This is a genomic window from Flavobacterium soyae (assembly GCF_045348165.1).
GTDB lineage: Bacteria > Bacteroidota > Bacteroidia > Flavobacteriales > Flavobacteriaceae > Flavobacterium > Flavobacterium soyae.
Map to the genome: position 1 here is coordinate 2,303,689 of NZ_CP150845.1, position 22,819 is coordinate 2,326,507.

Annotated in this window: 15 protein-coding genes and 1 pseudogene; 8 read left to right on the top strand and 8 right to left on the bottom strand. The window is 34.4% G+C overall.

What is annotated here, in order from left to right:
• Window positions 1–117 precede the first annotated feature (117 nt).
• Together rpoC and AABD74_RS09985 are read left to right on the top strand one after the other, a co-directional pair.
• Window positions 118–4,425, top strand: a complete 4,308-nt coding sequence (gene rpoC / locus AABD74_RS09980; protein WP_406845419.1) for a DNA-directed RNA polymerase subunit beta' — start codon at window positions 118–120, stop codon at window positions 4,423–4,425.
• An 11-nt stretch (window positions 4,426–4,436) separates the two neighbouring features.
• Window positions 4,437–4,748, top strand: a complete 312-nt coding sequence (locus AABD74_RS09985) for a DUF3467 domain-containing protein (protein WP_012024017.1) — start codon at window positions 4,437–4,439, stop codon at window positions 4,746–4,748.
• A gap of 333 nt (window positions 4,749–5,081) precedes the next feature.
• Here the strand turns inward: AABD74_RS09985 and AABD74_RS09990 are convergent, their stop codons facing one another.
• Window positions 5,082–6,419: an IS1182 family transposase gene (locus tag AABD74_RS09990; RefSeq protein ID WP_406844377.1), complete on the bottom strand. Its 1,338-nt coding sequence runs from the start codon at window positions 6,417–6,419 to the stop codon at window positions 5,082–5,084.
• Window positions 6,420–6,616: 197 nt separating this feature from the next.
• Here AABD74_RS09990 and AABD74_RS09995 point away from each other — a divergent pair, with 197 nt between their 5' ends.
• Both AABD74_RS09995 and AABD74_RS10000 read left to right on the top strand, forming a co-directional pair.
• Window positions 6,617–7,096 (top strand): DUF1203 domain-containing protein, encoded by a 480-nt coding sequence (locus tag AABD74_RS09995; RefSeq protein ID WP_232682587.1) that lies wholly within the window; start codon window positions 6,617–6,619, stop codon window positions 7,094–7,096.
• A 709-nt stretch (window positions 7,097–7,805) separates the two neighbouring features.
• Window positions 7,806–8,540, top strand: coding sequence for a hypothetical protein (locus tag AABD74_RS10000; RefSeq protein ID WP_406845420.1), 735 nt, complete (start codon window positions 7,806–7,808; stop codon window positions 8,538–8,540).
• Window positions 8,541–8,615: 75 nt separating this feature from the next.
• On the opposite strand, the gene AABD74_RS10005 is transcribed toward AABD74_RS10000, so the two are convergent.
• Together AABD74_RS10005 and AABD74_RS10010 are read right to left on the bottom strand one after the other, a co-directional pair.
• Entirely contained in the window at window positions 8,616–10,208 is a 1,593-nt protein-coding gene (locus AABD74_RS10005) for a peptide chain release factor 3 (RefSeq protein ID WP_406845421.1), read from the bottom strand.
• Between the two features lie 156 nt (window positions 10,209–10,364).
• Window positions 10,365–11,807, bottom strand: coding sequence for an alpha-amylase (locus AABD74_RS10010; protein WP_232682872.1), 1,443 nt, complete (start codon window positions 11,805–11,807; stop codon window positions 10,365–10,367).
• Window positions 11,808–12,298: 491 nt separating this feature from the next.
• Here AABD74_RS10010 and AABD74_RS10015 point away from each other — a divergent pair, with 491 nt between their 5' ends.
• The 4 genes from AABD74_RS10015 (at window position 12,299) to AABD74_RS10030 (ending at window position 20,316) form a co-directional block, all read left to right on the top strand.
• Complete coding sequence (locus AABD74_RS10015) at window positions 12,299–13,726, top strand: peptidylprolyl isomerase (RefSeq protein WP_406845422.1); 1,428 nt, start codon at window positions 12,299–12,301, stop codon at window positions 13,724–13,726.
• A 78-nt stretch (window positions 13,727–13,804) separates the two neighbouring features.
• Window positions 13,805–14,758, top strand: a complete 954-nt coding sequence (locus tag AABD74_RS10020) for a MoxR family ATPase (protein WP_232682870.1) — start codon at window positions 13,805–13,807, stop codon at window positions 14,756–14,758.
• 400 nt (window positions 14,759–15,158) lie between these two features.
• Window positions 15,159–17,930: a bifunctional aconitate hydratase 2/2-methylisocitrate dehydratase gene (locus AABD74_RS10025; RefSeq protein WP_406845423.1), complete on the top strand. Its 2,772-nt coding sequence runs from the start codon at window positions 15,159–15,161 to the stop codon at window positions 17,928–17,930.
• A 121-nt stretch (window positions 17,931–18,051) separates the two neighbouring features.
• Complete coding sequence (locus AABD74_RS10030) at window positions 18,052–20,316, top strand: aconitate hydratase (RefSeq protein ID WP_406845424.1); 2,265 nt, start codon at window positions 18,052–18,054, stop codon at window positions 20,314–20,316.
• 192 nt (window positions 20,317–20,508) lie between these two features.
• Here AABD74_RS10030 and AABD74_RS10035 read toward each other — a convergent pair whose 3' ends face one another.
• From AABD74_RS10035 to AABD74_RS10055, 5 genes and pseudogenes are all read right to left on the bottom strand, one after another.
• On the bottom strand, window positions 20,509–20,925 hold the full coding sequence (locus tag AABD74_RS10035) for a VOC family protein (protein WP_232683034.1): 417 nt from the start codon (window positions 20,923–20,925) through the stop codon (window positions 20,509–20,511).
• A 67-nt stretch (window positions 20,926–20,992) separates the two neighbouring features.
• Entirely contained in the window at window positions 20,993–21,565 is a 573-nt protein-coding gene (locus tag AABD74_RS10040; RefSeq protein WP_406845425.1) for a Crp/Fnr family transcriptional regulator, read from the bottom strand.
• A 198-nt stretch (window positions 21,566–21,763) separates the two neighbouring features.
• Window positions 21,764–22,006, bottom strand: coding sequence for a hypothetical protein (locus tag AABD74_RS10045; protein WP_232683036.1), 243 nt, complete (start codon window positions 22,004–22,006; stop codon window positions 21,764–21,766).
• Window positions 22,007–22,090: 84 nt separating this feature from the next.
• A pseudogene (locus AABD74_RS10050) lies at window positions 22,091–22,225 on the bottom strand (Kelch repeat-containing protein); the annotation flags it as partial.
• A gap of 22 nt (window positions 22,226–22,247) precedes the next feature.
• Window positions 22,248–22,658 carry a carboxypeptidase-like regulatory domain-containing protein gene (locus AABD74_RS10055; protein WP_406845426.1) on the bottom strand — a complete coding sequence of 137 codons (411 nt, stop codon included), beginning with the start codon at window positions 22,656–22,658 and terminating at the stop codon, window positions 22,248–22,250.
• Window positions 22,659–22,819 lie beyond the last annotated feature (161 nt).

Here is a 22,819-nt window from a genome sequence, read left to right on the forward strand (position 1 = left end):
TAGTGTTTTAAGTCAAAAGTTTAAAAGTCCAAAGTCGCTCGTGACTTTATGACATTTGACTTTCGACTAGGATAAGAATCAATTTTTTAATTGCAAAATAAATCAATAGTAAAAACTATGATGAATAACAGAAACAATAAAGATAAGAATCCAGTAAAAAGATTTAACAAAATTTCTATTGGATTGGCTTCGCCAGAATCTATCCTAAAAGAATCAAGAGGAGAGGTTTTAAAGCCGGAAACAATTAACTATAGAACTCACAAACCAGAGCGTGACGGACTTTTCTGCGAAAGAATCTTTGGACCAGTAAAAGATTTCGAATGTGCTTGTGGTAAGTATAAAAGAATTCGTTACAAAGGTATCATCTGTGACCGTTGTGGTGTTGAAGTTACTGAGAAAAAAGTACGTCGTGACAGAGTAGGACACATCAACCTTGTTGTGCCAATTGCTCATATCTGGTACTTCCGTTCTCTTCCAAACAAAATTGGTTATATCCTTGGTCTTCCATCTAAGAAATTAGATATGATCATTTACTACGAAAGATACGTAGTAATCCAGGCTGGTATTGCTAAAAATGCAGATGGAGAATCTTTACAAAGACTAGATTTCTTAACTGAAGAAGAATACTTAAATATTTTAGATACTCTTCCGCAGGAAAACCAATATTTAGATGATTTAGATCCAAATAAATTTGTTGCCAAAATGGGAGCAGAGTGTATTATGGATTTATTGGCTCGTATTGATTTAGATGCTTTATCTTATGAATTAAGACACAGTGCTAACAACGAAACATCTAAACAACGTAAAACTGAAGCTTTAAAAAGATTACAAGTTGTTGAGTCTTTCCGTGAGTCTAACGAAAACCGCGAAAACCGTCCAGAATGGATGATTATGAAAGTGGTTCCAGTTATCCCACCAGAATTACGTCCGCTTGTGCCGCTTGATGGAGGTCGTTTTGCAACTTCAGATTTAAATGACTTATACCGTCGTGTAATCATCCGTAACAACCGTTTGAAAAGATTAATGGAGATTAAAGCTCCAGAAGTTATCTTAAGAAACGAGAAACGTATGTTACAAGAATCTGTAGATTCATTATTTGATAACACCCGTAAAGCTTCTGCTGTTAAAACAGAATCTAACAGACCATTAAAATCATTATCTGACTCATTAAAAGGTAAGCAAGGACGTTTCCGTCAAAACTTACTTGGTAAGCGTGTGGATTATTCTGCTCGTTCGGTAATTGTTGTTGGTCCTGAGTTGAAATTATTCGAATGCGGATTACCAAAAGATATGGCATCTGAGTTATACAAACCTTTCGTTATCCGTAAATTGATTGAAAGAGGTATTGTAAAAACAGTAAAATCTGCTAAGAAAATCATAGACAAAAAAGAGCCGGTAGTTTGGGATATTTTAGAAAATGTAATTAAAGGACACCCAGTATTACTGAACCGTGCTCCTACTTTGCACAGACTTGGTATTCAGGCTTTTCAGCCAAAATTGATTGAAGGAAAAGCGATCCAGTTGCACCCATTAGTTTGTACGGCTTTCAACGCCGATTTCGATGGTGACCAGATGGCGGTTCACTTACCTTTAGGACCAGAAGCTATTTTAGAGGCTCAATTATTAATGCTGGCTTCTCATAATATCTTGAACCCTGCAAATGGAGCTCCTATCACGGTACCTTCTCAGGACATGGTCTTGGGTCTATACTATATGACCAAAGAGCGTATTTCTACAGAAGATCACATTATTTTAGGTCAGGATTTGACTTTCTATTCTGCTGAAGAAGTAAACATTGCATTAAACGAAGGAAGATTAGAATTGAATGCCCGTGTGAAAATCAGAGCAAAAGATTTTAATGACGCTGGAGAATTAGTGTACAAAATTATTCAAACAACTGCAGGACGTGTATTATTTAACGAAGTAGTACCTGAAGCAGCTGGATATATCAATGACGTATTGACTAAGAAAAACCTTAGAGATATTATCGGACACATTTTAAGTGTGACTGATGTACCTACAACGGCAGCTTTCTTGGATAATATGAAAGATATGGGGTATAAATTCGCATTTAGAGGAGGTTTATCATTCTCTTTAGGCGATATTAGAATTCCAGAACAAAAAACGAAGTTAATTGCAGATGCCAGAGAGCAAGTTGAAGGGATCTCAACTAACTATAACATGGGTCTTATCACAAATAACGAACGTTACAACCAAGTTATTGACGTATGGACTTCAGCAAATGCGCAGTTAACAGAGTTAGCAATGAAAAATATTAGAGAAGACCAACAAGGTTTCAACTCTGTATATATGATGCTTGACTCTGGGGCGAGGGGTTCTAAAGAACAGATTCGTCAGTTAACTGGTATGCGTGGTTTGATGGCTAAGCCTAAAAAATCTACTGCTGGTGGTGGTGAGATTATTGAAAACCCGATTCTTTCTAACTTTAAGGAAGGTCTTTCGATCCTTGAGTACTTCATTTCTACTCACGGTGCTCGTAAAGGTCTTGCGGATACGGCTCTTAAAACAGCCGATGCTGGTTACTTAACAAGAAGGCTTCATGACGTTTCTCAAGATGTTATTGTTAACATTGAAGATTGTGGAACTCTTAGAGGTGTTGAAGTTGCTGCATTGAAGAAAAATGAGGAAATCGTTGAATCTTTAGGAGAGAGAATTTTAGGACGTGTTGCATTACAAGACGTTATTAATCCTCTTACTAACGAAGTAATGGTTAAATCTGGAGAGCAAATTACAGAATCAATCATGAGAACTATTGAAGCTTCTCCAATTGAAAAAGTAGAAGTTAGATCTCCATTAACTTGTGAAGCTTTAAAAGGTATTTGTGCTAAATGTTACGGTAGAAACTTAGCTACTGGAAAAATGACACAAAGAGGAGAAGCTGTCGGAGTTATTGCAGCTCAGTCTATTGGTGAGCCAGGTACACAGTTAACACTTCGTACGTTCCACGTTGGAGGGGTTGCTGGAGGTATCTCTGAAGAGTCTAGTATTGTTACAAGATTCAATGGTAGACTTGAGATTGAAGATTTAAAAACGGTTAAAGGTGAAGACAGCGAAGGTAATGCGGTAGATATCGTAGTATCACGTTCAACTGAGTTAAAATTAGTTGATGAGAAAACGGGAATCGTCTTAAATACACATAATATTCCTTACGGTTCTAGTATCTTTGTTAAAGATGGCGAAACTGTTGCTAAAGGAACTGTAATCTGTAAGTGGGATCCTTATAATGGTGTAATTGTTTCTGAATTTACTGGTAAGATTGCTTACGAAGATTTAGAGCAAGGACAATCATTCATGGTTGAGATCGATGAGCAGACTGGTTTCCAGGAAAAAGTAATTTCTGAGGCTAGAAACAAAAAATTAATTCCAACTTTATTGGTTTATGGTAAAGAAGGTGAATTGATTCGTTCTTACAACTTACCAGTAGGTGCACACTTAATGGTTGAAAACGGTGAGAAAATTAAAGCAGGTAAAGTATTAGTAAAAATTCCGCGTCGTTCTTCTAAAGCAGGCGATATCACGGGAGGTTTACCAAGAATTACCGAGCTTCTTGAGGCTCGTAACCCTTCTAACCCAGCGGTTGTATCTGAAATTGATGGTGTTGTTTCTTTTGGAAAAATCAAAAGAGGTAACCGTGAGATCGTTATCGAATCTAAATTTGGTGAGGTTAAAAAGTATTTAGTTAAACTTTCAAGCCAAATCTTAGTACAAGAAAATGACTTCGTAAGAGCGGGAGTTCCATTGTCTGACGGTGCAATTACACCAGATGATATCTTAAGAATTCAAGGACCGGCTGCTGTTCAACAGTACCTGGTAAATGAAATTCAAGAGGTTTACCGTTTACAAGGGGTAAAAATTAATGACAAGCACTTTGAGGTAGTTATTCGTCAAATGATGCGTAAAGTAAGAGTTCAGGATCCAGGTGATACTTTATTCTTAGAAGATCAATTAATTCACACTAAAGATTTCATCGTTCAAAACGATAAATTATATGGTATGAAAGTAGTTGAAGATGCTGGAGATTCTTCAGTATTGAAACCAGGTCAGATTATTTCTCCTCGTGAATTGCGTGATGAAAACTCACTATTGAAACGAAATGATAAAAATCTTGTTGTAGCAAGAGACGTAATTACTGCAACTGCAACGCCAGTTCTTCAAGGTATTACAAGAGCTTCGTTACAAACTAAATCATTCATTTCTGCGGCTTCATTCCAGGAGACAACGAAAGTACTTAACGAAGCTGCTGTAGCTGGTAAAGTAGATGATTTAGAAGGATTGAAAGAAAATGTAATTGTTGGACACAGAATCCCTGCGGGAACTGGTATGAGAGAGTACGATAATACTATCGTAGGATCTAAAGATGATTACAATGAAATGATGGCTAATAAAGAAGAATATATTTATTAATTTAGGAAACTATGAGTAATCCGAAACAACAACAAGAGCAAATTAACATTGAGTTAGACGAAACTATTGCAGAAGGAATTTATTCTAATCTTGCGATTATTAATCACTCATCATCAGAGTTTGTTTTAGATTTTGTCAGCATTATGCCGGGTATTCCTAAAGCCAAGGTAAAGTCAAGAATTGTCTTGACACCACAACATGCTAAAAGATTATTAAGAGCAATAGGTGAAAATATCCATAGATTTGAGGCAGCTCACGGCGAAATCAAAGAAACGGAACAAGCACCAATACCGCTTAATTTTGGTCCGGCAGGACAAGCATAAATTTTAAAGCCCCATTTTAATGGGGCTTTTTTTGCTCTGGGAATAATAATAAATGCAGTTAATCTGATTTAATTTACTTTAATCGACTAAATTTCCTTGTGTGGTTATATTGTTCTAGTTTTGCCCTGCATATAAAAGATTAATTTTTGAAATATAATGACTTAGTAAGGTTGATTTAATTCAAATTAAAAAAAGAGGCTGTCTCAAAAGGACAGCTTCTTTTTTTTGGTAAAAACAAGATTGTCCACTAAAAACATTAATTCAGGTTTTTCGGATTCCACTTTCAAGATAATTTTTTATTTCTTGCTGATTTTAGGTAAAAACGAGCTGTTTTTATCCTGTAAAGGCCATTTTTTGTAAATTATGGGCAATAGAAATCAATCCGATTTCTACCTCGGCCTTGTTTTGTCCTCGAAGCATAAATCGTTTAAATCCTTTATTGTGCTTGATCTGGGCAAATACGGGTTCTACATCATGACACCTTTGCTTTCTGAGCTGTTCTCCCCGTTTTGTTTTAAGTAAATCAAATGCCTTTTGCCTTATTTGAGCCAATTCAGGATTGTTTTGCGAGGCGGTCACCTGTTTGGTTTTGCAGTCTCTGTCAAAATAATTGTACTTAACAAAGGCTTTTATTTTTCTGGCTTTTAACAAGTTGTAGTTTTCCTGCGAACCATAGCCAGCATCGGCAACTAACTCTTTGGGAACTTTTTTGTATGATTTTTCAAAACTATCAATATGCGGGCTAAGCGTTTTTGTGTCAGTAGGATTCGGATGCAGGCTGTAGTGCAGAATGAACTGCTTATTGGTACTGATCTGCAGATTGTAAGCCGGTTTTAACTGGCCGTTTAGCATATGGTCCTCTTTCATGCGCATAAAAGTGGCATCGGTATCGGTCTTGGAGAACGAGTTTCTGTTTTGAAGAATTTCTTCTTGCTGTTTGTACTTTTCAAGGTTCTTTGGCCAGTTCTTTTTGGCATAATTGAGCTTCTGGCGTACTTTCGAAGGAACTTTTTTCTCTTTCAAAACTGCATTGATCGTGTTGATTGCAGCTTCTACTTTTTCTTTATCAATAGCCCTAAAATCAACAGATTCTGTATTTTTGAGTTCTTCTTTGGCTACACTCTGTGCATAATTCCAAAGTTCTTCCAGCTGTTGTTCAATACGTTCTTTACTCTTTTTAATAGCCTTCCCCCATACAAAAGTGTAGCGGTTGGCATTGGCTTCAATCTTTGTGCCGTCAACAAAGGCAGTCTTAAGATTTACGATGCCTTCCCTTTCTAGCAAAAGAACAATTTGGGTAAAAATTTCTTTGATTTGCCCATTTAACCGTTGGCTTCTAAAGCGATTAATAGTATTGTGGTCGGGTTGGCTCATCCCACTAAGCCACATAAAATTGATGTTTTCTTTAAGGGCTTGTTCAAACTTGCGGCTAGAATAAATATTGCATAAATAGCCGTAAACCAAAACTTTTAGAAGCATTTTTGGATGGTAACTTGATGTGCCACCAGGCTTGTATCTATGGATTAGACTTTTTAGATCAAGACCATCAACGATATTGGAAACTATTCTTACAGGGTGCTTAATGTCAATCAGCTCCGATAAATTCGGAGGAAAAAGCACATTTTGGTTGGGAATGTAATCTTTAAAGACTACTTTTGAAGCTACACACACACCGCAATTTAATCAAATTGCAAGAATTAGGAAAGCGAAAGCTTTCCTTTTTTTATGCCACAAAAAAAGCTGCCTCACTTTTGAGACAGCCTCTTTTTTGTTTATATACTTTTATAGTCGTCATTTTATTGAGCAAGAAACGGATTTTAATTGAAAAAAACAGAATGTAATTTTGTTTAAATTAAAGTTTAAAAGTTATGAAAAAATTTAAAATTGTTCCGGTAACAAAAGAATTTGCAAACAAAATCCGTAAAACGAATATTGATAATTTTGGCAATCAAGTTTATGAACAACCAGCATCTGGAAAAGGACCATGCAGGATTTCGTTAAAACCTTTTAAGGTCGGTGAAGATATCAGATTAGTTTTGGCTTACAGTCCTTTTTCACAAAACAATGCTTTTAATCAATCTGGGCCTATATTTATTCATAAAAATGAGGTGGAAGAATATTCAGATATTTATAATTTTCCACCAGAAATAAAAGCTGATAAAGAAAATTTTCCTTTGTCGTTAATTGGTTATAATAAAGAACAAAAAATGATTTTTACAAAATTGGTTGGTGACAATGATGTTGATCAGTTAATTTCTGAAATCTTTGAAACTGAAAAAGATGTTGAATATCTTCATGCTAGAAATTCAGAAGCTTGTTGTTTTATTTGTAAAATTGAAAGAGTATAATCGATGTCAATTGGGATGTAATTAAACGATCATTATATATATTCCCGTAGTTGAAACCACGAGCTGTATTTCAAAATAGAATAAAAAAAAAGTATTTTTCAATTCCTCTTTTTGCTTTGAATATTTTCTTTGTATCTGCTAATACAACCCTATATAAACCAAAAAAAAGAGGCTGTCTCAAAATAGACCGCACCCAAAAAGTTAGACTCTATTTGGGGGCAGTGCAAAAGTCGGAGCAGCCTCTTTTTATTTTACATTTTTTTTGTTCCGTAGGAACATTTCATAGGTAGAAATTATATTATTATCATCGTTTACGTTCCGTAGGAACGTTTGATTTTGACATTGTTTTTTAATAATCTGGCATATCAAAGTTCCTACGGAACCTAAATGTGTCCGACCTCTATTTTTTCTACCTATGAAACATTTTTAATGGAATGAAACCCGATATCAAAAAATAACAAGTTATATTCTTTGTCCCGTAGGAACATTTCATTTGTAGAAACAAGTTAAGTTTACATTAAAAACAAACAAATAATTATAGTAAAAGTGCTGTCTTGACTTTTGAGACAGTCTCTTTTTTATGCCCGTACATAAGTATTTCAATTTATAATTCGAAAATATTTTTATTCCGTCCCAACCTTTTAATACAAAATCTACTCTATATAAGTAAGAGCCATTACTAAAGGTTTTAACTTAAATAAAGTATAGTATGAAAAAGAAATTCACCTTAGAAATAAAAAATCCTTGTTCTGAAAATTTTGATAAAATGATTCCTAATGCAAATGGTTCATTTTGTGATTCATGCATGAAAAATGTGATCGATTTAAGTAAAAAAACGAATTCTGAGGTTGCCAGATTCATTGCCGGAAATAAAGATGCAAACATTTGTGCACGATTAAAAACTACACAGCTTGAAGAACAGTTTGAATACGGCGAAACTTCTAAAATCAGTACTTTAAAATATGCGGCAGTTGCAGCATCTGTTCTACTTGCATCAAATCTTACCGCGCAGGAAAAAGAGCCTGTTAAAATTGAAAAAGTTTGTACAGAGCCTATGTATAGATTAGGTAAAGTAGCTTATAACCAAACTGTAAATGAAGAAGTTTTAATAACAGTAAAAGGAAAACTATTAGAAACAAAAACGCATAAACCTTTTGATAAAGAAACATATCCAGATTTAATGCTCGCTGTTAATGGTTCACAAACTCCTGTGAAAGTAAATCCAAAAACGGGAGAATTTTCTATAACAGCTCAAGTTTTAAAAAACAGTAAAGCGCTAATAGTTACTATTTCAGGAAGTGATTATTATCTTTCAAAAGAAATACCTTTTGCAATAAAATCAGTTAAAAATAATGTTTTATCACAAAATATAATCGTTGATTCAGAAGAACTGACTAAAATTTTTATTGCCGGTGGATTGGGAATTAATTATACAGATCAATAAAACAAAATGTTGAGGGATGTAATGAAAAAGGCTGTCTACCAATAGACAGCCTTTTAATATTTTCTAAAGAAGTGATTAATCAAATTCAGAAGTAAAGTATAATTTCACACTTGGATATTTGCTTTGTGTCATTTGAATTGTAAAATCAGAATCAGCTAAAAATACCAATTGACCATATTTATCATGAGCAAGGAATTTTTGTTTGATTCTTTTAAATTCTTTGAATTCTTCATTTTTAGCATCGTCAGGTTTTACCCAGCAGGCTTTGTGAACCGGGAAGTTTTCGTAAGTACATTTCGCACCGTATTCGTGTTCTAAACGATATTGAATTACCTCATATTGAAGCGCCCCAACAGTTCCTATAACTTTACGATTATTCATCTCTAAAGTAAACAATTGTGCTACACCCTCATCCATTAACTGATCGACTCCTTTTTCTAATTGCTTAGCTTTCATAGGATCGGCGTTGTTGATGTATCTAAAGTGTTCTGGAGAGAAACTCGGAATTCCTTTAAAGCTCATCACTTCACCTTCTGTTAAAGTATCACCAATTTTAAAGTTTCCTGTATCGTGTAAACCAACAATGTCACCGGGATAAGAAATATCAACGATTTCTTTTTTCTCTGCGAAGAAGGCGTTCGGACTTGAGAATTTTAAATTTTTCTTTTGACGAACGTGGTAATAAGGTTTGTTTCTTTCAAAAGTTCCAGAAACAATTTTTATAAAAGCTAAACGGTCACGGTGTTTTGGATCCATGTTAGCATGAATTTTAAAAACAAAACCAGACATTTTTTCTTCTGCTGGATCAACCAAACGAGTTTCAGAATCTTTAGGTCTTGGAGACGGAGCGATAGTAACGAAACAATCTAATAATTCACGAACTCCAAAGTTATTTAAAGCTGAACCAAAAAATACAGGCTGAATTTTTCCATCCAAATAATCTTGACGTTCAAATTTAGGATACACTTCATCAATCAATTCTAATTCTTCACGAAGTTTTTCTGCCGCTTTTTGGCCAACAATTTTATCTAATTCAGGATTATTTTGTACGTCAGAAAAAGCAATAGTTTCTTCGATATTTTTACGGCTGTCTCCGCTGAAAAGATTGATATTTTCTTCCCATAAATTGTAAATTCCCTGGAAATCGTAACCCATTCCAATAGGGAAACTTAGCGGCGTAACTTTTAATCCTAATTTTTGTTCCACTTCATCCATCAAATCGAAAGCATCTTTACCTTCACGGTCTAACTTGTTGATGAAAACAATCATCGGAATGTTACGCATTCTACAAACAGAAACCAATTTCTCCGTTTGTTCCTCAACCCCTTTTGCAACGTCAATTACTACAATTACGCTATCAACCGCAGTTAAAGTTCTAAATGTATCTTCAGCAAAATCCTTGTGTCCTGGAGTATCAAGGATATTGATTTTTTTATCTTTATAATTAAAAGCAAGCACAGAAGTCGAAACCGAAATACCTCTTTGGCGTTCGATTTCCATAAAGTCACTCGTTGCTCCTTTTTTAATTTTGTTATTCTTTACAGCACCGGCTTCTTGAATGGCACCTCCAAATAATAATAATTTCTCTGTTAATGTAGTTTTACCAGCATCGGGATGCGATATAATTCCGAATGTTCTTCTGCGTTGTATTTCTTTTAAAAAGCTCATATTTCGTATAAATAGGTTGCAAAAATACTATTAATTACGGCTTAATAAAAATATTCACTTCTTAATTTGAAAGAGATAATTTTTCAAAACAGTACTTTTTATAAAAAAATAAGGCTGTTTTTTAAAACAGCCTTAAATTGATATTTAAAAAATAAATTATTGGTTAATTGACCAAACAGAATATCCTTTTGGCGGACATTGAATTTTTACCCATTTGTCTGCCTGAGTTGTAGGATACCAAGATGAGTTTCCTGTAAAATCTTTAATCTGCGTATTTGCCCAGTTGGTTTGAATCCATCTTTCCTGCCAAACATCAGAATTATTAATGTAAACAACCAATCCTGGGTTTCCGTTGTAACCGTTTCTTCTTGCCACATATTCGTCATTATCAGAATATAAAATAGAAGTTGTTCCGGTTGCTTTGTTATTATGAATCCAGATAAGATTGTTTAATTTTGCTTTATCCAGCCATTCTTCATAATCTCTGTAGAAAATTGTTGGATATCCTTCGTGAGTTAAAATATAAGAATAGGCCAGCATTTTATTCCAAATTTCATCTGTATCATGATTGGTTACAAAAGTTACCGCTTTATACGGATTTCGTTTCCACATCATATCATCATTTAAAAGTGCCAGATTGTTGCCGTCAAAAGCATCGTTCATTTTGTAATAACAAGCAAAATCAAATACAGAACTATTAGCATTGTTTGCCCACCATTCAAGTGTGTTTACATTGGCATCCCAATATTCTCCAACAGAAAACCCGCCTACGTTTGCATTCCAATCGTGTACAACCCATGGAGCAAAACCTTTTACATAATCAAATCTCCAACCATCAAATTTCATGGTGTTTTTATAATATTTACCAACCCCGTCAGTTCTAAGCCACAACCAATTTTGAACATTTGGAGCAGCGTGGCATAAATCTGGAAAACCTCCAAAAGCACCTTCATCATTATTGCCATAACTGTTTTTGTAAAAGTCATTGTAAGTGCGGGGAAATTTTCCTGAAGCTATTCCAGTAAAATTAGTCCATGTATTTGTTCCTGTAAATGGATTAGCTTCAGACTGACCTCCGCTATTATGATTAATTACGATGTCAGCATATACTTTAAGGTTTTCAGTATGAGCATTTGTAATCAAACTTACTAGTTCAGTTTTAGAGCCAAATCTGGTTTCAGTAGAGCCATTTTGATTGTAATCTCCAAAATCAAAATAATCAGTAGGATCGTATCCCATAGAGAATGCACCATTTTGTGCTTTTGAAGCAGGCGGTAACCATATTGAGCCAATTCCTGCATTACCCCAGGCAGCTACTTTGCCGCTTACGGTATTCCACCAGGTTCCGCCAGCAGGAACATCCCAATAAAAAGCCTGCATCATTACACCTCCGCCCGGATTGTCTACATATTTTCCGGCAGCAGATGATAAAGAGGCTCCGGTACTGAAAGGTTTTCCATCGTGGTGTGTGACATTGATGATTTTAAATTGCTGACTTTCTGCTTTAGAGTCAGCATCATTAGTTTCATTTTGTGTACAAGAATACAAAAAAGCTGTAATTGCAGTAAGAAAACTTAATCTTACAATAGGTTTTTTCATAATAGATTGTGGTTAAAGTTAAATTAATAAAGTTTGTAATTGCTAATTTTAACACTTTAAAAACAAGATATTCTTATTTTTTGCTGCCTGAAATTATCAATAACGCATCTAAAGTAGAGGTTTTTTGATTTGATTTGTTTTTGTAAGAAAATAGTTTTACAACGAAAACGTTGTAGTGTTTAAAACTTTTTTTTACAAGGCTGAAAATCAACTAATATTGTTTTAATTGTTTTTGCGCGAATGGCATTTTATAAAAGAAAAAGATTTGAGAATTGAACGTCCTGCAGCGTATTTAAATACAATCCACATAATTTTTTGTTAATACTATGGCTGATAGTTGTATTATGTAATTGAATTGTTATTTTTGTTCGTTTTATAAAAGAAAACAGAAGTTCATTATTTAGTTTTTCAGAATCGCTTTTGAAAATAAATAATAGTCCAATTAAAATTTAGAATACAGATCTTTACATCCAAAAATTAAATTTAAAATAATGTCATTAAAAAAATTACAGCTAAAAACGATTGATTATAAGGCAGCCTTAACAATGTGTTTTTTATTTTTTTTCAACTCAGTAATTTCAGCACAGGAAATTATTAAGGATGTTGTAGCTGAGAAACCGGCAGAAACTGTACATGGAAAACAAAAAATTGACGGTATCATTGCTACGGTTGGAGATTATATTGTTTTAGATTCTGATATTGACAAAGGTTATTTAGAGATTGCAAGTCAGGGTGGTAATATTAAAGATATTACAAGATGCCAAATGCTTGGTAAACTTTTAGAAGATAAATTATACGCGCACCAGGCAATTCAGGATAGTATTATTGTAAGTGATGCCGAAGTTAGAGGAATGATGGAAGAGCGTTTGAATTATATGATTCAGCAGGTTGGAGATATCAATAAGGTTGTAGAATACTATAAAAAGAGTTCTGTAGAAGAATTTAAAACCTATTTTGCAGATATCTTAAAAGAGCAAAAATTAGCCTCAGAAATGAGAGATAAAATCGTAAAAGATGTGGAGATTACTCCTGAGGAGGTTCGTAATTTTTTTAAAAAAATCCCTAAAGATGAATTGCCGACTTTTGGAGCAGAAATGGAAGTAGCACAAATTGTTGCTGAACCAAAAGTTTCAAAAGAAGATAAACAAAAGGTAATTGACAGATTAAATGCCATTCGAAAAGATGTTTTAGAAGGTTCCAGTTTTGCTACAAAAGCAGTTTTATACTCTCAGGATCCGGGATCTGCACCAAATGGTGGTTATTATAAAATGACACGTAAAACACCTTTCGTAAAGGAATTTAAAGATGTGGCGTTTAGTCTGCAGGAAGGCGAAATTTCTCAGCCATTTGAAACTACTTTTGGTTTCCACATTATAATGGTTGACAAAATAAAAGGACAGGAAGTTGAATTAAGACATATTTTAATTGCTCCGGTAGTTTCTGAAAGTGCTTTGAAAGAAGCAAAAGAAAGAGCTGCTAATATTAGAGCTAAAATCGTAAGCAAGCAAATTACTTTTGCAGAGGCTGCAAGAACAGAATCTGACGAAAAGGAAACTAGAGCAAACGGAGGAACTTTAATAAATCCAAATACTCAGGATACTCGTTTTGAATTAACCAAAATGGATCCAACTTTATATGGTCAGGTTTCAAATTTAAAAGATGATGAAATTTCTCAGCCGCTTTTAAATACGGATGATAAAGGTAAAAAAACGTATAAGCTGATAACTGTTACAAACAGAATTGACGAGCATACTGCTGACTATGCTAAAGATTACACAAAAATTAAAGAATTAGCTTTAAAAGAAAAACAAATCAACGCAATTGCAAAATGGTTTGATACTAAAATTAAAGATACTTATATCAAAATTATCGGAGAGTACAGAGACTGTACGTTTGCTAACAACTGGTTAAAAAAATAATTTTTATTAAATAAAGAAAAAGAGTTAGTTTTATGAATTCATTCAACTAACTCTTTTTAATTTAAAATACATTCATAAATGTCTGACGTAACAGCAATTCATAACTTAGTTCAGAAACGCAACGAATTAAAAAACGAAATAGCAAAAATCATTGTAGGGCAGGATGCCGTTATTGACCAAATTTTACTTTGTATATTTTCAGGAGGACACGCTCTTTTAATTGGTGTTCCTGGTTTGGCAAAAACCTTAATGATAAATACTTTGTCTCAAGCTTTAGGTTTAGATTTTAAAAGAATTCAGTTTACACCGGACTTAATGCCTTCAGATATTTTAGGAAGTGAAATTCTGGATGAAAACAGGCATTTTAAATTTATAAAAGGCCCCATTTTTTCTAATATTATTTTGGCTGACGAGATCAACAGAACGCCGCCAAAAACGCAGGCAGCTTTATTGGAAGCTATGCAGGAACGTTCGGTTACAATTGCAGGACAGAATTATAAATTAGATTTGCCATACTTTGTACTGGCAACACAAAACCCAATTGAGCAGGAAGGAACTTATCCTTTGCCAGAGGCGCAATTAGACCGTTTTATGTTTGCCATTAAATTAGAATATCCAACTTTTGAAGAAGAGGTAAAAGTGGTTAAGCAGACTACATCTGATAATAAAGTAGAAATTAATCCTTTATTTACAGCGCAGGAAATTATCGATTTCCAGCATTTAATCAGAAGGATTCCTGTAGCCGATAATGTTATAGAATATGCGGTAACTTTAGTAAGTAAAACACGTCCGGATAATGCCTTGACAAATGATTTTGTAAAGAATTATCTAGATTGGGGAGCAGGACCAAGAGCTTCGCAAAACTTAATCCTGGCAGCAAAAGCTCACGCAGCTTTCAACGGTAAGTTTTCGCCGGATATTGAAGATGTAAAAGCCGTAGCAGCTGGAATTTTACGTCACAGAATTATTAAAAACTACAAAGCAGACGCTGAGGGAATAACGGAAGAAGTTATTATTAAAAAGCTGATGTAAATTATGATAGAATTGAGATTATAAAAACCTGATAAATTACTATCAGGCTTTTTGCTTTTTATTTAAAAATCATTAAAATTTCAATTCTGCAAAACGGCTAAAGTTGACCCTTAAAATTGTAACTATAACGTTATAATTGTTTATTTAGAACTATTCTTTGTGAAAATAGAGGTAAAATCCCACTTACTTTATAACATCTAATTTCGACTTTGTTAAAGAAAAGATTTTAAAATATCAATAATTCATTTTTTTAATACAAAATTGATATTTTGACAAAAACAAGCAGTGAAAATCGTTTTTTAACAATAATAATTTTTGAAAAGGCGACTTCTATTATATTATTTTTAATTATCGGCTTTAATGCTTAAATTTGCCTCAAAAAAATAAATCTGCCTTAATTATGAATATTTATAAGGATTATATCCAAGAGATTGAAGAACGTAAAAATCAGGGACTTCACCCAAAACCAATCGATAGTGCTGAATTATTAAGCGAAATTATTGCACAAATTAAAGATTTAGATAACGAGTATAGAGAAGATTCTCTTAAGTTTTTTATTTACAATACTTTACCAGGAACAACAAGTGCTGCTGGTGAAAAAGCCAAGTTTTTAAAAGAGATTATTCTTGGGCAGACTGTAGTAAAAGAAATTACACCGGCTTTTGCTTTTGAATTATTATCACACATGAAAGGCGGACCTTCTATCGAAGTTTTGCTTGATTTAGCTTTAGGGAATGACACTGCAATTGCAAAAGATGCAGCAAAAGTTCTTAAAACACAGGTTTTTCTTTATGAAGCTGATACAGACCGTTTAGTAGAGGCATTTAAAAATAATAACGCAGTTGCTAAAGAAATTCTTGAAAGTTATGCTCAGGCTGAGTTTTTTACAAAACTGCCAGAAGTGGCTGACGAAATTAAAGTAGTTACTTTTATTGCTGGTGAAGGTGATATCTCAACAGATTTACTTTCTCCGGGTAATCAGGCTCACTCACGTTCAGATCGTGAGCTTCATGGCCAATGTATGATTACGCCTCAGGCACAGCAAGAAATTAAAGCCTTACAAGCACAACATCCTGATAAAAGTGTAATGTTGATCGCTGAAAAAGGAACTATGGGAGTAGGATCTTCAAGGATGTCAGGAGTAAACAACGTGGCACTTTGGACAGGAAAACAAGCAAGCCCATATATTCCATTTGTTAATATCGCTCCAATTGTTGGTGGAACAAATGGTATTTCTCCAATTTTCCTAACAACTGTAGATGTTACTGGTGGTATTGGTTTAGACCTTAAAAACTGGGTTAAAAAGGTTGATGCAAATGGTAATGTTGTACGTAACGAAAACGACGAACCAATTTTAGAGCAAACCTATTCTGTTGAAACGGGTACAGTTTTAACAATCAATATTAAAGAAAAAAAACTTTATAACGGCGATCAGGAATTAATTGATATTTCTAAGGCGTTTACGCCTCAAAAAATGGAATTCATTAAAGCCGGTGGTTCATACGCAATTGTATTTGGTAAAAAACTTCAAACATTAGCGGCAAAAGTTCTAGGTGTTGATGCTCCTCTTGTATTTGCACCATCAAAAGAAATTTCTATTGAAGGACAAGGTCTTACAGCTGTAGAAAAAATCTTTAACAGAAACGCTGTTGGTGTGCCTGCGGGTAAAGTATTACACGCTGGTTCAGATGTTCGTGTAGAAGTTAATATCGTAGGTTCGCAAGATACTACAGGTCTTATGACGGCTCAGGAATTAGAATCTATGGCAGCTACAGTGATTTCACCAATCGTTGACGGTGCATACCAATCAGGTTGTCACACTGCTTCGGTTTGGGATAAAAAAGCGCAGGCAAACATTCCGAAATTGATGAAATTCATGAACGATTTTGGTTTGATTACAGCTCGTGACCCAAAAGGTGTTTATCATTCAATGACAGACGTAATCCATAAAGTGCTTAACGATATTACTATCGACGAGTGGGCTATCATTATTGGTGGTGACTCTCATACAAGAATGTCAAAAGGTGTTGCTTTTGGTGCTGACTCAGGAACTGTTGCTCTTGCACTTGCTACTGGAGAAGCTTCAATGCCAATTCCTGAATCTGTAAAAGTAACTTTCAAAGGAGATATGAAAGGTTATATGGATTTCCGTGATGTGGTTCATGCTACACAAGCGCAGATGCTTCACCAATTTGGTGGAGAGAATGTTTTCCAAGGTAGAATTATTGAGGTTCACATTGGAACACTTACTGCTGACCAAGCCTTTACATTTACAGATTGGACTGCAGAGATGAAAGCAAAAGCGTCTATCTGTATTTCTGAAGATGATACTTTAATTGAATCATTGGAAATTGCAAAAGGCAGAATCCAGATCATGATCGATAAAGGAATGGATAATGAGAAACGTGTTCTTCAAGGATTAATCAATAAAGCAGATAAGAGAATTGCAGAGATTAAATCAGCAGAGAAACCAGCTTTAACTCCAGATGCAAACGCTAAATATTATGCTGAAGTTGTAGTTGATTTGGATCAAATTTCAGAGCCAATGATTGCTGACCCAGATGTAAATAATGTTGATGTTTCTAAAAGATATACTCACGATACAATCAGACCGCTTTCTTTCTACGGAGGTGTGAAAAAAGTAGATCTTGGATTTATTGGATCTTGTATGGTTCACAAAGGAGATATGAAAATCCTTGCTCAAATGTTGAAAAACGTAGAAGCACAAAATGGAAAAGTTGAATTTAATGCTCCGCTAGTTGTTGCTCCGCCTACATATAATATTGTAGATGAGCTTAAAGCTGAAGGTGACTGGGAAGTTTTACAAAAATATTCAGGTTTCGAATTTGATGATAATGCTCCAAAAGGTGCTGCGCGTACTGAATATGAAAATATGTTATACTTAGAGCGTCCCGGATGTAACCTTTGTATGGGTAACCAGGAAAAAGCAGCAAAAGGTGATACAGTAATGGCAACTTCAACACGTCTTTTCCAAGGAAGAGTTGTAGAAGATTCTGAAGGTAAAAAAGGAGAATCATTGCTTTCTTCTACGCCAGTTGTAGTTTTATCTACAATTTTAGGCAGAACCCCAACATTAGCTGAATATACAACGGCTGTAGACGGTATCAACTTAACTAAGTTTGCGCCTTCTAATAAATCGTTAGTAATGTAATCTTACGATTATTAATATTTCAAAAGCCTGGGTGATAAACTCGGGCTTTTTCTTTTCTGACTCTTCTATTTTTTGTAACTTGTCATGTTCTAAATAAAAAAAACAAAAACAATTATAACTTATGGCTTTTGATATTGAAATGATAAAAAAAGTGTATGAGAACATGCCGGATCGTGTTGATAAAGCACGCGAGATTGTTGGTCGTCCACTTACTTTAACGGAGAAAATTTTGTATAACCACCTTTGGGATGGAAATCCAGTGAAGGCATTTGGAAGAGGAGTAGATTATGTTGATTTTGCGCCAGATCGTGTAGCATGTCAGGATGCAACTGCTCAAATGGCATTATTACAATTTATGCACGCTGGAAAATCTAAAGTAGCAGTGCCTACAACGGTTCACTGCGATCACTTGATTCAGGCAAAAGTAGACGCTGCAACCGATTTGGCGAGAGCAAAAACACAAAGTAACGAAGTTTTCGATTTCTTATCGTCGGTTTCTAATAAATACGGAATTGGTTTCTGGAAACCGGGAGCCGGAATTATTCACCAGGTAGTACTTGAAAACTACGCTTTCCCTGGAGGAATGATGATTGGAACCGACTCTCACACTGTAAATGCAGGTGGTTTAGGAATGGTAGCCATTGGTGTTGGTGGAGCCGATGCTGTAGACGTTATGTCGGGTATGGCTTGGGAACTTAAATTTCCTAAACTAATTGGAGTTAAATTAACTGGTAAATTATCAGGATGGACAGCTCCAAAAGATGTAATTCTTAAAGTTGCCGGTATCCTTACTGTAAAAGGAGGAACTGGTGCAATCGTTGAATATTTTGGAGAAGGTGCAACTTCTATGTCATGTACTGGTAAAGGCACTATTTGTAACATGGGAGCAGAAATCGGAGCTACAACTTCGACTTTTGGCTATGATGCTTCAATGGGGCGTTATCTGCGTTCTACAAACAGAGCAGATGTTGCTGATGCTGCTGATAAAATCGCTCCATATTTAACCGGAGATCCAGAGGTTTATGCAAACCCGGAAAAATATTTTGATCAGGTTATCGAAATCAATTTATCTCAATTAGAACCACACTTAAACGGTCCTTTTACTCCAGATTTAGCTACTCCAATTTCTAAAATGAAAGAAGAAGCAGTCAAAAATAACTGGCCGTTACAAATTCAGGTTGGTTTAATAGGTTCTTGTACAAACTCTTCTTATGAAGATATTTCCCGTGCAGCTTCATTGGCAAGACAAGTTGCAGATAAAAATTTAAAAACAAAAGCTGAGTTTACCATTACTCCGGGTTCTGAAGTAGTTCGTTCTACAATCGAAAGAGACGGGTTTATTGATACATTCCATAAAATTGGAGCAACTGTTTTTGCTAACGCCTGCGGACCATGTATTGGTATGTGGGATAGAGAAGGAGCAGAAAAAGAAGAAAGAAATACTATCGTTCACTCTTTTAACCGTAACTTCTCAAAACGTGCAGACGGTAACCCTAATACATTGGCTTTTGTAGGTTCTCCAGAATTAGTAACTGCAATGGCTATTGCCGGAGATTTAGGCTTCAACCCATTAACAGATAAATTAATTAACGAAGACGGTGAAGAAGTAATGCTTGACGCTCCAACAGGAGACGAGCTGCCTTCTAAAGGTTTCTATGCCGAAGATCCAGGATTTCAGGCTCCGGCTGCAGATGGTTCAGGCGTTCAGGTTGTAGTAAATCCTGCATCAGAACGTTTGCAATTATTGGCTCCGTTTGATGCCTGGGATGGTAAAAACATCACAGGTGCTAAATTGTTAATCAAAGCCTTCGGAAAATGTACTACTGACCACATTTCTATGGCCGGGCCATGGTTACGTTTTCGCGGACATTTAGATAATATTTCTAACAATATGTTAATTGGAGCTGTAAATGCTTACAACCAAAAAACAAAATCGGTAAAAAATCAATTAACAGGAGAATACGATGCCGTTCCTGCTGTTGCACGTGCATACAAAGCAGCTGGAGTTCCATCTATCGTTGTGGGAGACCATAACTATGGTGAAGGTTCATCTCGTGAGCATGCTGCAATGGAGCCTCGTTTCTTAGGAGTTAAAGCAGTATTGGTAAAATCTTTTGCCCGTATTCACGAAACAAACCTTAAAAAACAAGGGCTTTTAGGATTGACTTTCGCAAATGAAGCAGATTATGATAAAATTCAGGAAGATGATACTATTAACTTTACTGATTTAACTGAGTTTGCTCCGGGAAAACCATTAACATTAGAGTTCGTTCACGCAGATGGTACAAAAGATATTATCTTGGCAAACCATACCTATAACGAAGGACAAATTGGATGGTTTGTTGCGGGTTCTGCATTAAACTTAATTGCAGCTGGAAAAGCTTAATCTTAAAATTTATTACATACCAAAAACGCTCTGTGAAAACAGGGCGTTTTATTTGTATTATTAAAGGTTTTCCATTATTTCCTCCAATTAAAAATATTTTATCATCAATCGGGATTCCATTTTACTACTTTGGCAGCCGCCATATTTGAAAACTTATACCGGTAATATCGTAAATGAATTTTTATCCTCCATTTACCGTTCTGCATGAAGTCCTGTTTTATTCCCTTCAGAATCAATGATTATGGCAATAAACCCAGCTGGAATTTGTGTTTTTGGTACAATGATTTTTCCTCCGTTCTGTTCTACTTTGTCAAGAACTATTTGAATTTCAGGATAAGCATTTATGTATACTAATGATCCTTTGTCAGAGGGATGATTAGTATCTGATTTTGTTAAAACGCCTGTTATTCGTCCTGATGTCGCCTGAATAATTTTTGGGTCATAAGGAAAAAATGTCAGTTCTTCATTAGTTTCAGGAAATAGACGAGTAGTCATTTCAATGTCTAATATGGTTTCATAAAATTTTTTAGCTCTTTCTGTGTCTATTACAGGAATTTCAAACCAAGTTAAAACATTGGTTTGTTCATCAATCTTTTTCAGCTTTTTCATAATGTAATTAATTTTTAACAAAAATGAAAAATGAAATTTGAATAGACCTGTGACAAACGTCACATAATTACGACAGGGTTCTGCGCTTTCTAATTCGACGTAATGTTTCTCTTGAAACTCCAAGAAATGAGGCCAATTGTGAAAGTGGAACTCTTTGCAAGATTTCAGGGTGCATGGTTTCTAAATATTGCAACCGTTCTTGTGCTGAATAAAGTTTGAACAAAACAGAGAATTCTTCTTGTTTAGAGGCAAATAGGCGAATACAATTACGCCCCAAAGTTTCTATTTCTATTGCTTGTTTTGCTGCTTGAAATAATCTATCCTTGTCAAAAATTATGGCAGTTAATGGTTCGCAGGCTGCAATGTTAAATTCGGTTTTCTGTCCGCTGCCAAAACTGCTGATATTTGTCGCAATTTCATTTTCAAAGAAAAATCCTGTGTTCTTAACAATACCATTTATTTCGTAATAGCTTTTGCAATACCCATTGTCAATATAAAATAATGAATTACAAACTTGTCCTTGTTTTAGTAGAAATTCATTTTTCCTAAATGCTCGTTTCTCCAATGCAGGCTGCAGCAATTCCCAGCTTTCATCAGAAAAATTTGTCAGCGTACGGATATATTTTAAAAGATTGTTCATTGTTTATACAGATTTGTGTAAAATTCAGGCTAGCGTTTCATCAGGCTGCAGATGATAAAACATCATCCAAATCTAAATCGTTAGGTTTTAGTTCAAATTTAGTGATTGATTTTTTGATAGCAACCGTAAGCTTTATTTTTTCTAGTAATACCTTATGAAAGCAAAATTTGCTCTATGTTATTAAAGGCAGTAAGTTTGTTAATTAGTTTTAACCAAATCTGATTCTGGAGATAAAGTTTTAATACGATTTGGTATTGTATTTTCAAATTCCTCAATGGAAATGCTATAGGTTTTATCAGATGGCATCTTAGAATAATCATTATAAGTATAACCGCCAATAATGTACAATTTATTATTGTAGAAATGCATCGCACCAAATTTTAAAGGAAGATCAACTAAATATTCTTTTAAGATTTTTAATTTTATATCATATGCATACATTTTTTGATCTTCAAAAAAACAGATGATATTATCATGATAAGTAATGGCAGGTCTTTCCAAAACCGAAAAAAGACGGCCTTCTGTCTGCCATTTTTCGGTAATTAAATCAAAAGTCTCAATTTCAGATAAAAGCTTTCCGTTATTTCCTCCAATTATATAAATTTTGCCATCTTTAGAAATGACCCAAAAGAGAAAATAGGGTTTTTGAGTGGAGCTAATAACTCATAACTTAATTTTGATTTTAGCTTAACTCATGATTAGCTTTAATTGTTAATTCAGATAAATCTTCTGTCTTTTGTTTTAAAATAACTTTGAAATTTACTTTTTTAAGTTCATTTACGGTGATTTTTGTTGTCTTGTAACTAATGTGAGAGAATTGTAGGGTGTCATTTTCATGGAAATTAATTTCGGATTTTAAACTAAACTGCCCTTTATTATTAGTTAAAGCGGTTATATTTTTAGATAAATAAAAAATATTTACATCTTGAACAGGTTGATTATTGGCAGAAACAACAATTCCTTTTAACTCTTGCGCAATTGAAAATATCTGAAATAAAAGAAAAATAAAAAGTATTTTTCTTACAAGTTTTAAGGCTAAGTTATTTTTAGTTTTTATGAATTTTATGATTATTCTTAAAAAACTGCGGTTCAAAAAGTTGGCTCAATTTTTATGCCGAGCTTGTTAATTTGAAGTAAATTAGTTGTTAAAAAAGGTTTGTTTTTTAGTTTAAAGAGTTAAATTCGCCTTTTTAGGTAATATATTAGCGCTCTTTTGAGTTTAAAATATTGTCTAAACTTAAAAAGGGTTAATAA

Excerpts from the sequence above, each read along its gene's own strand:
- rpoC (WP_406845419.1), top strand. The coding sequence starts at position 118 with ATGATGAATAACAGAAACAATAAAGATAAGAATCCAGTAAAAAGATTT.
- AABD74_RS09985 (WP_012024017.1), top strand. The coding sequence starts at position 4,437 with ATGAGTAATCCGAAACAACAACAAGAGCAAATTAACATTGAGTTAGAC.
- AABD74_RS09995 (WP_232682587.1), top strand. The coding sequence starts at position 6,617 with ATGAAAAAATTTAAAATTGTTCCGGTAACAAAAGAATTTGCAAACAAA.
- AABD74_RS10000 (WP_406845420.1), top strand. The coding sequence starts at position 7,806 with ATGAAAAAGAAATTCACCTTAGAAATAAAAAATCCTTGTTCTGAAAAT.
- AABD74_RS10005 (WP_406845421.1), bottom strand. The coding sequence starts at position 10,208 with ATGAGCTTTTTAAAAGAAATACAACGCAGAAGAACATTCGGAATTATA.
- AABD74_RS10010 (WP_232682872.1), bottom strand. The coding sequence starts at position 11,807 with ATGAAAAAACCTATTGTAAGATTAAGTTTTCTTACTGCAATTACAGCT.
- AABD74_RS10015 (WP_406845422.1), top strand. The coding sequence starts at position 12,299 with ATGTCATTAAAAAAATTACAGCTAAAAACGATTGATTATAAGGCAGCC.
- AABD74_RS10020 (WP_232682870.1), top strand. The coding sequence starts at position 13,805 with ATGTCTGACGTAACAGCAATTCATAACTTAGTTCAGAAACGCAACGAA.
- AABD74_RS10025 (WP_406845423.1), top strand. The coding sequence starts at position 15,159 with ATGAATATTTATAAGGATTATATCCAAGAGATTGAAGAACGTAAAAAT.
- AABD74_RS10030 (WP_406845424.1), top strand. The coding sequence starts at position 18,052 with ATGGCTTTTGATATTGAAATGATAAAAAAAGTGTATGAGAACATGCCG.
- AABD74_RS10035 (WP_232683034.1), bottom strand. The coding sequence starts at position 20,925 with ATGAAAAAGCTGAAAAAGATTGATGAACAAACCAATGTTTTAACTTGG.
- AABD74_RS10040 (WP_406845425.1), bottom strand. The coding sequence starts at position 21,565 with ATGAACAATCTTTTAAAATATATCCGTACGCTGACAAATTTTTCTGAT.
- AABD74_RS10045 (WP_232683036.1), bottom strand. The coding sequence starts at position 22,006 with ATGTATGCATATGATATAAAATTAAAAATCTTAAAAGAATATTTAGTT.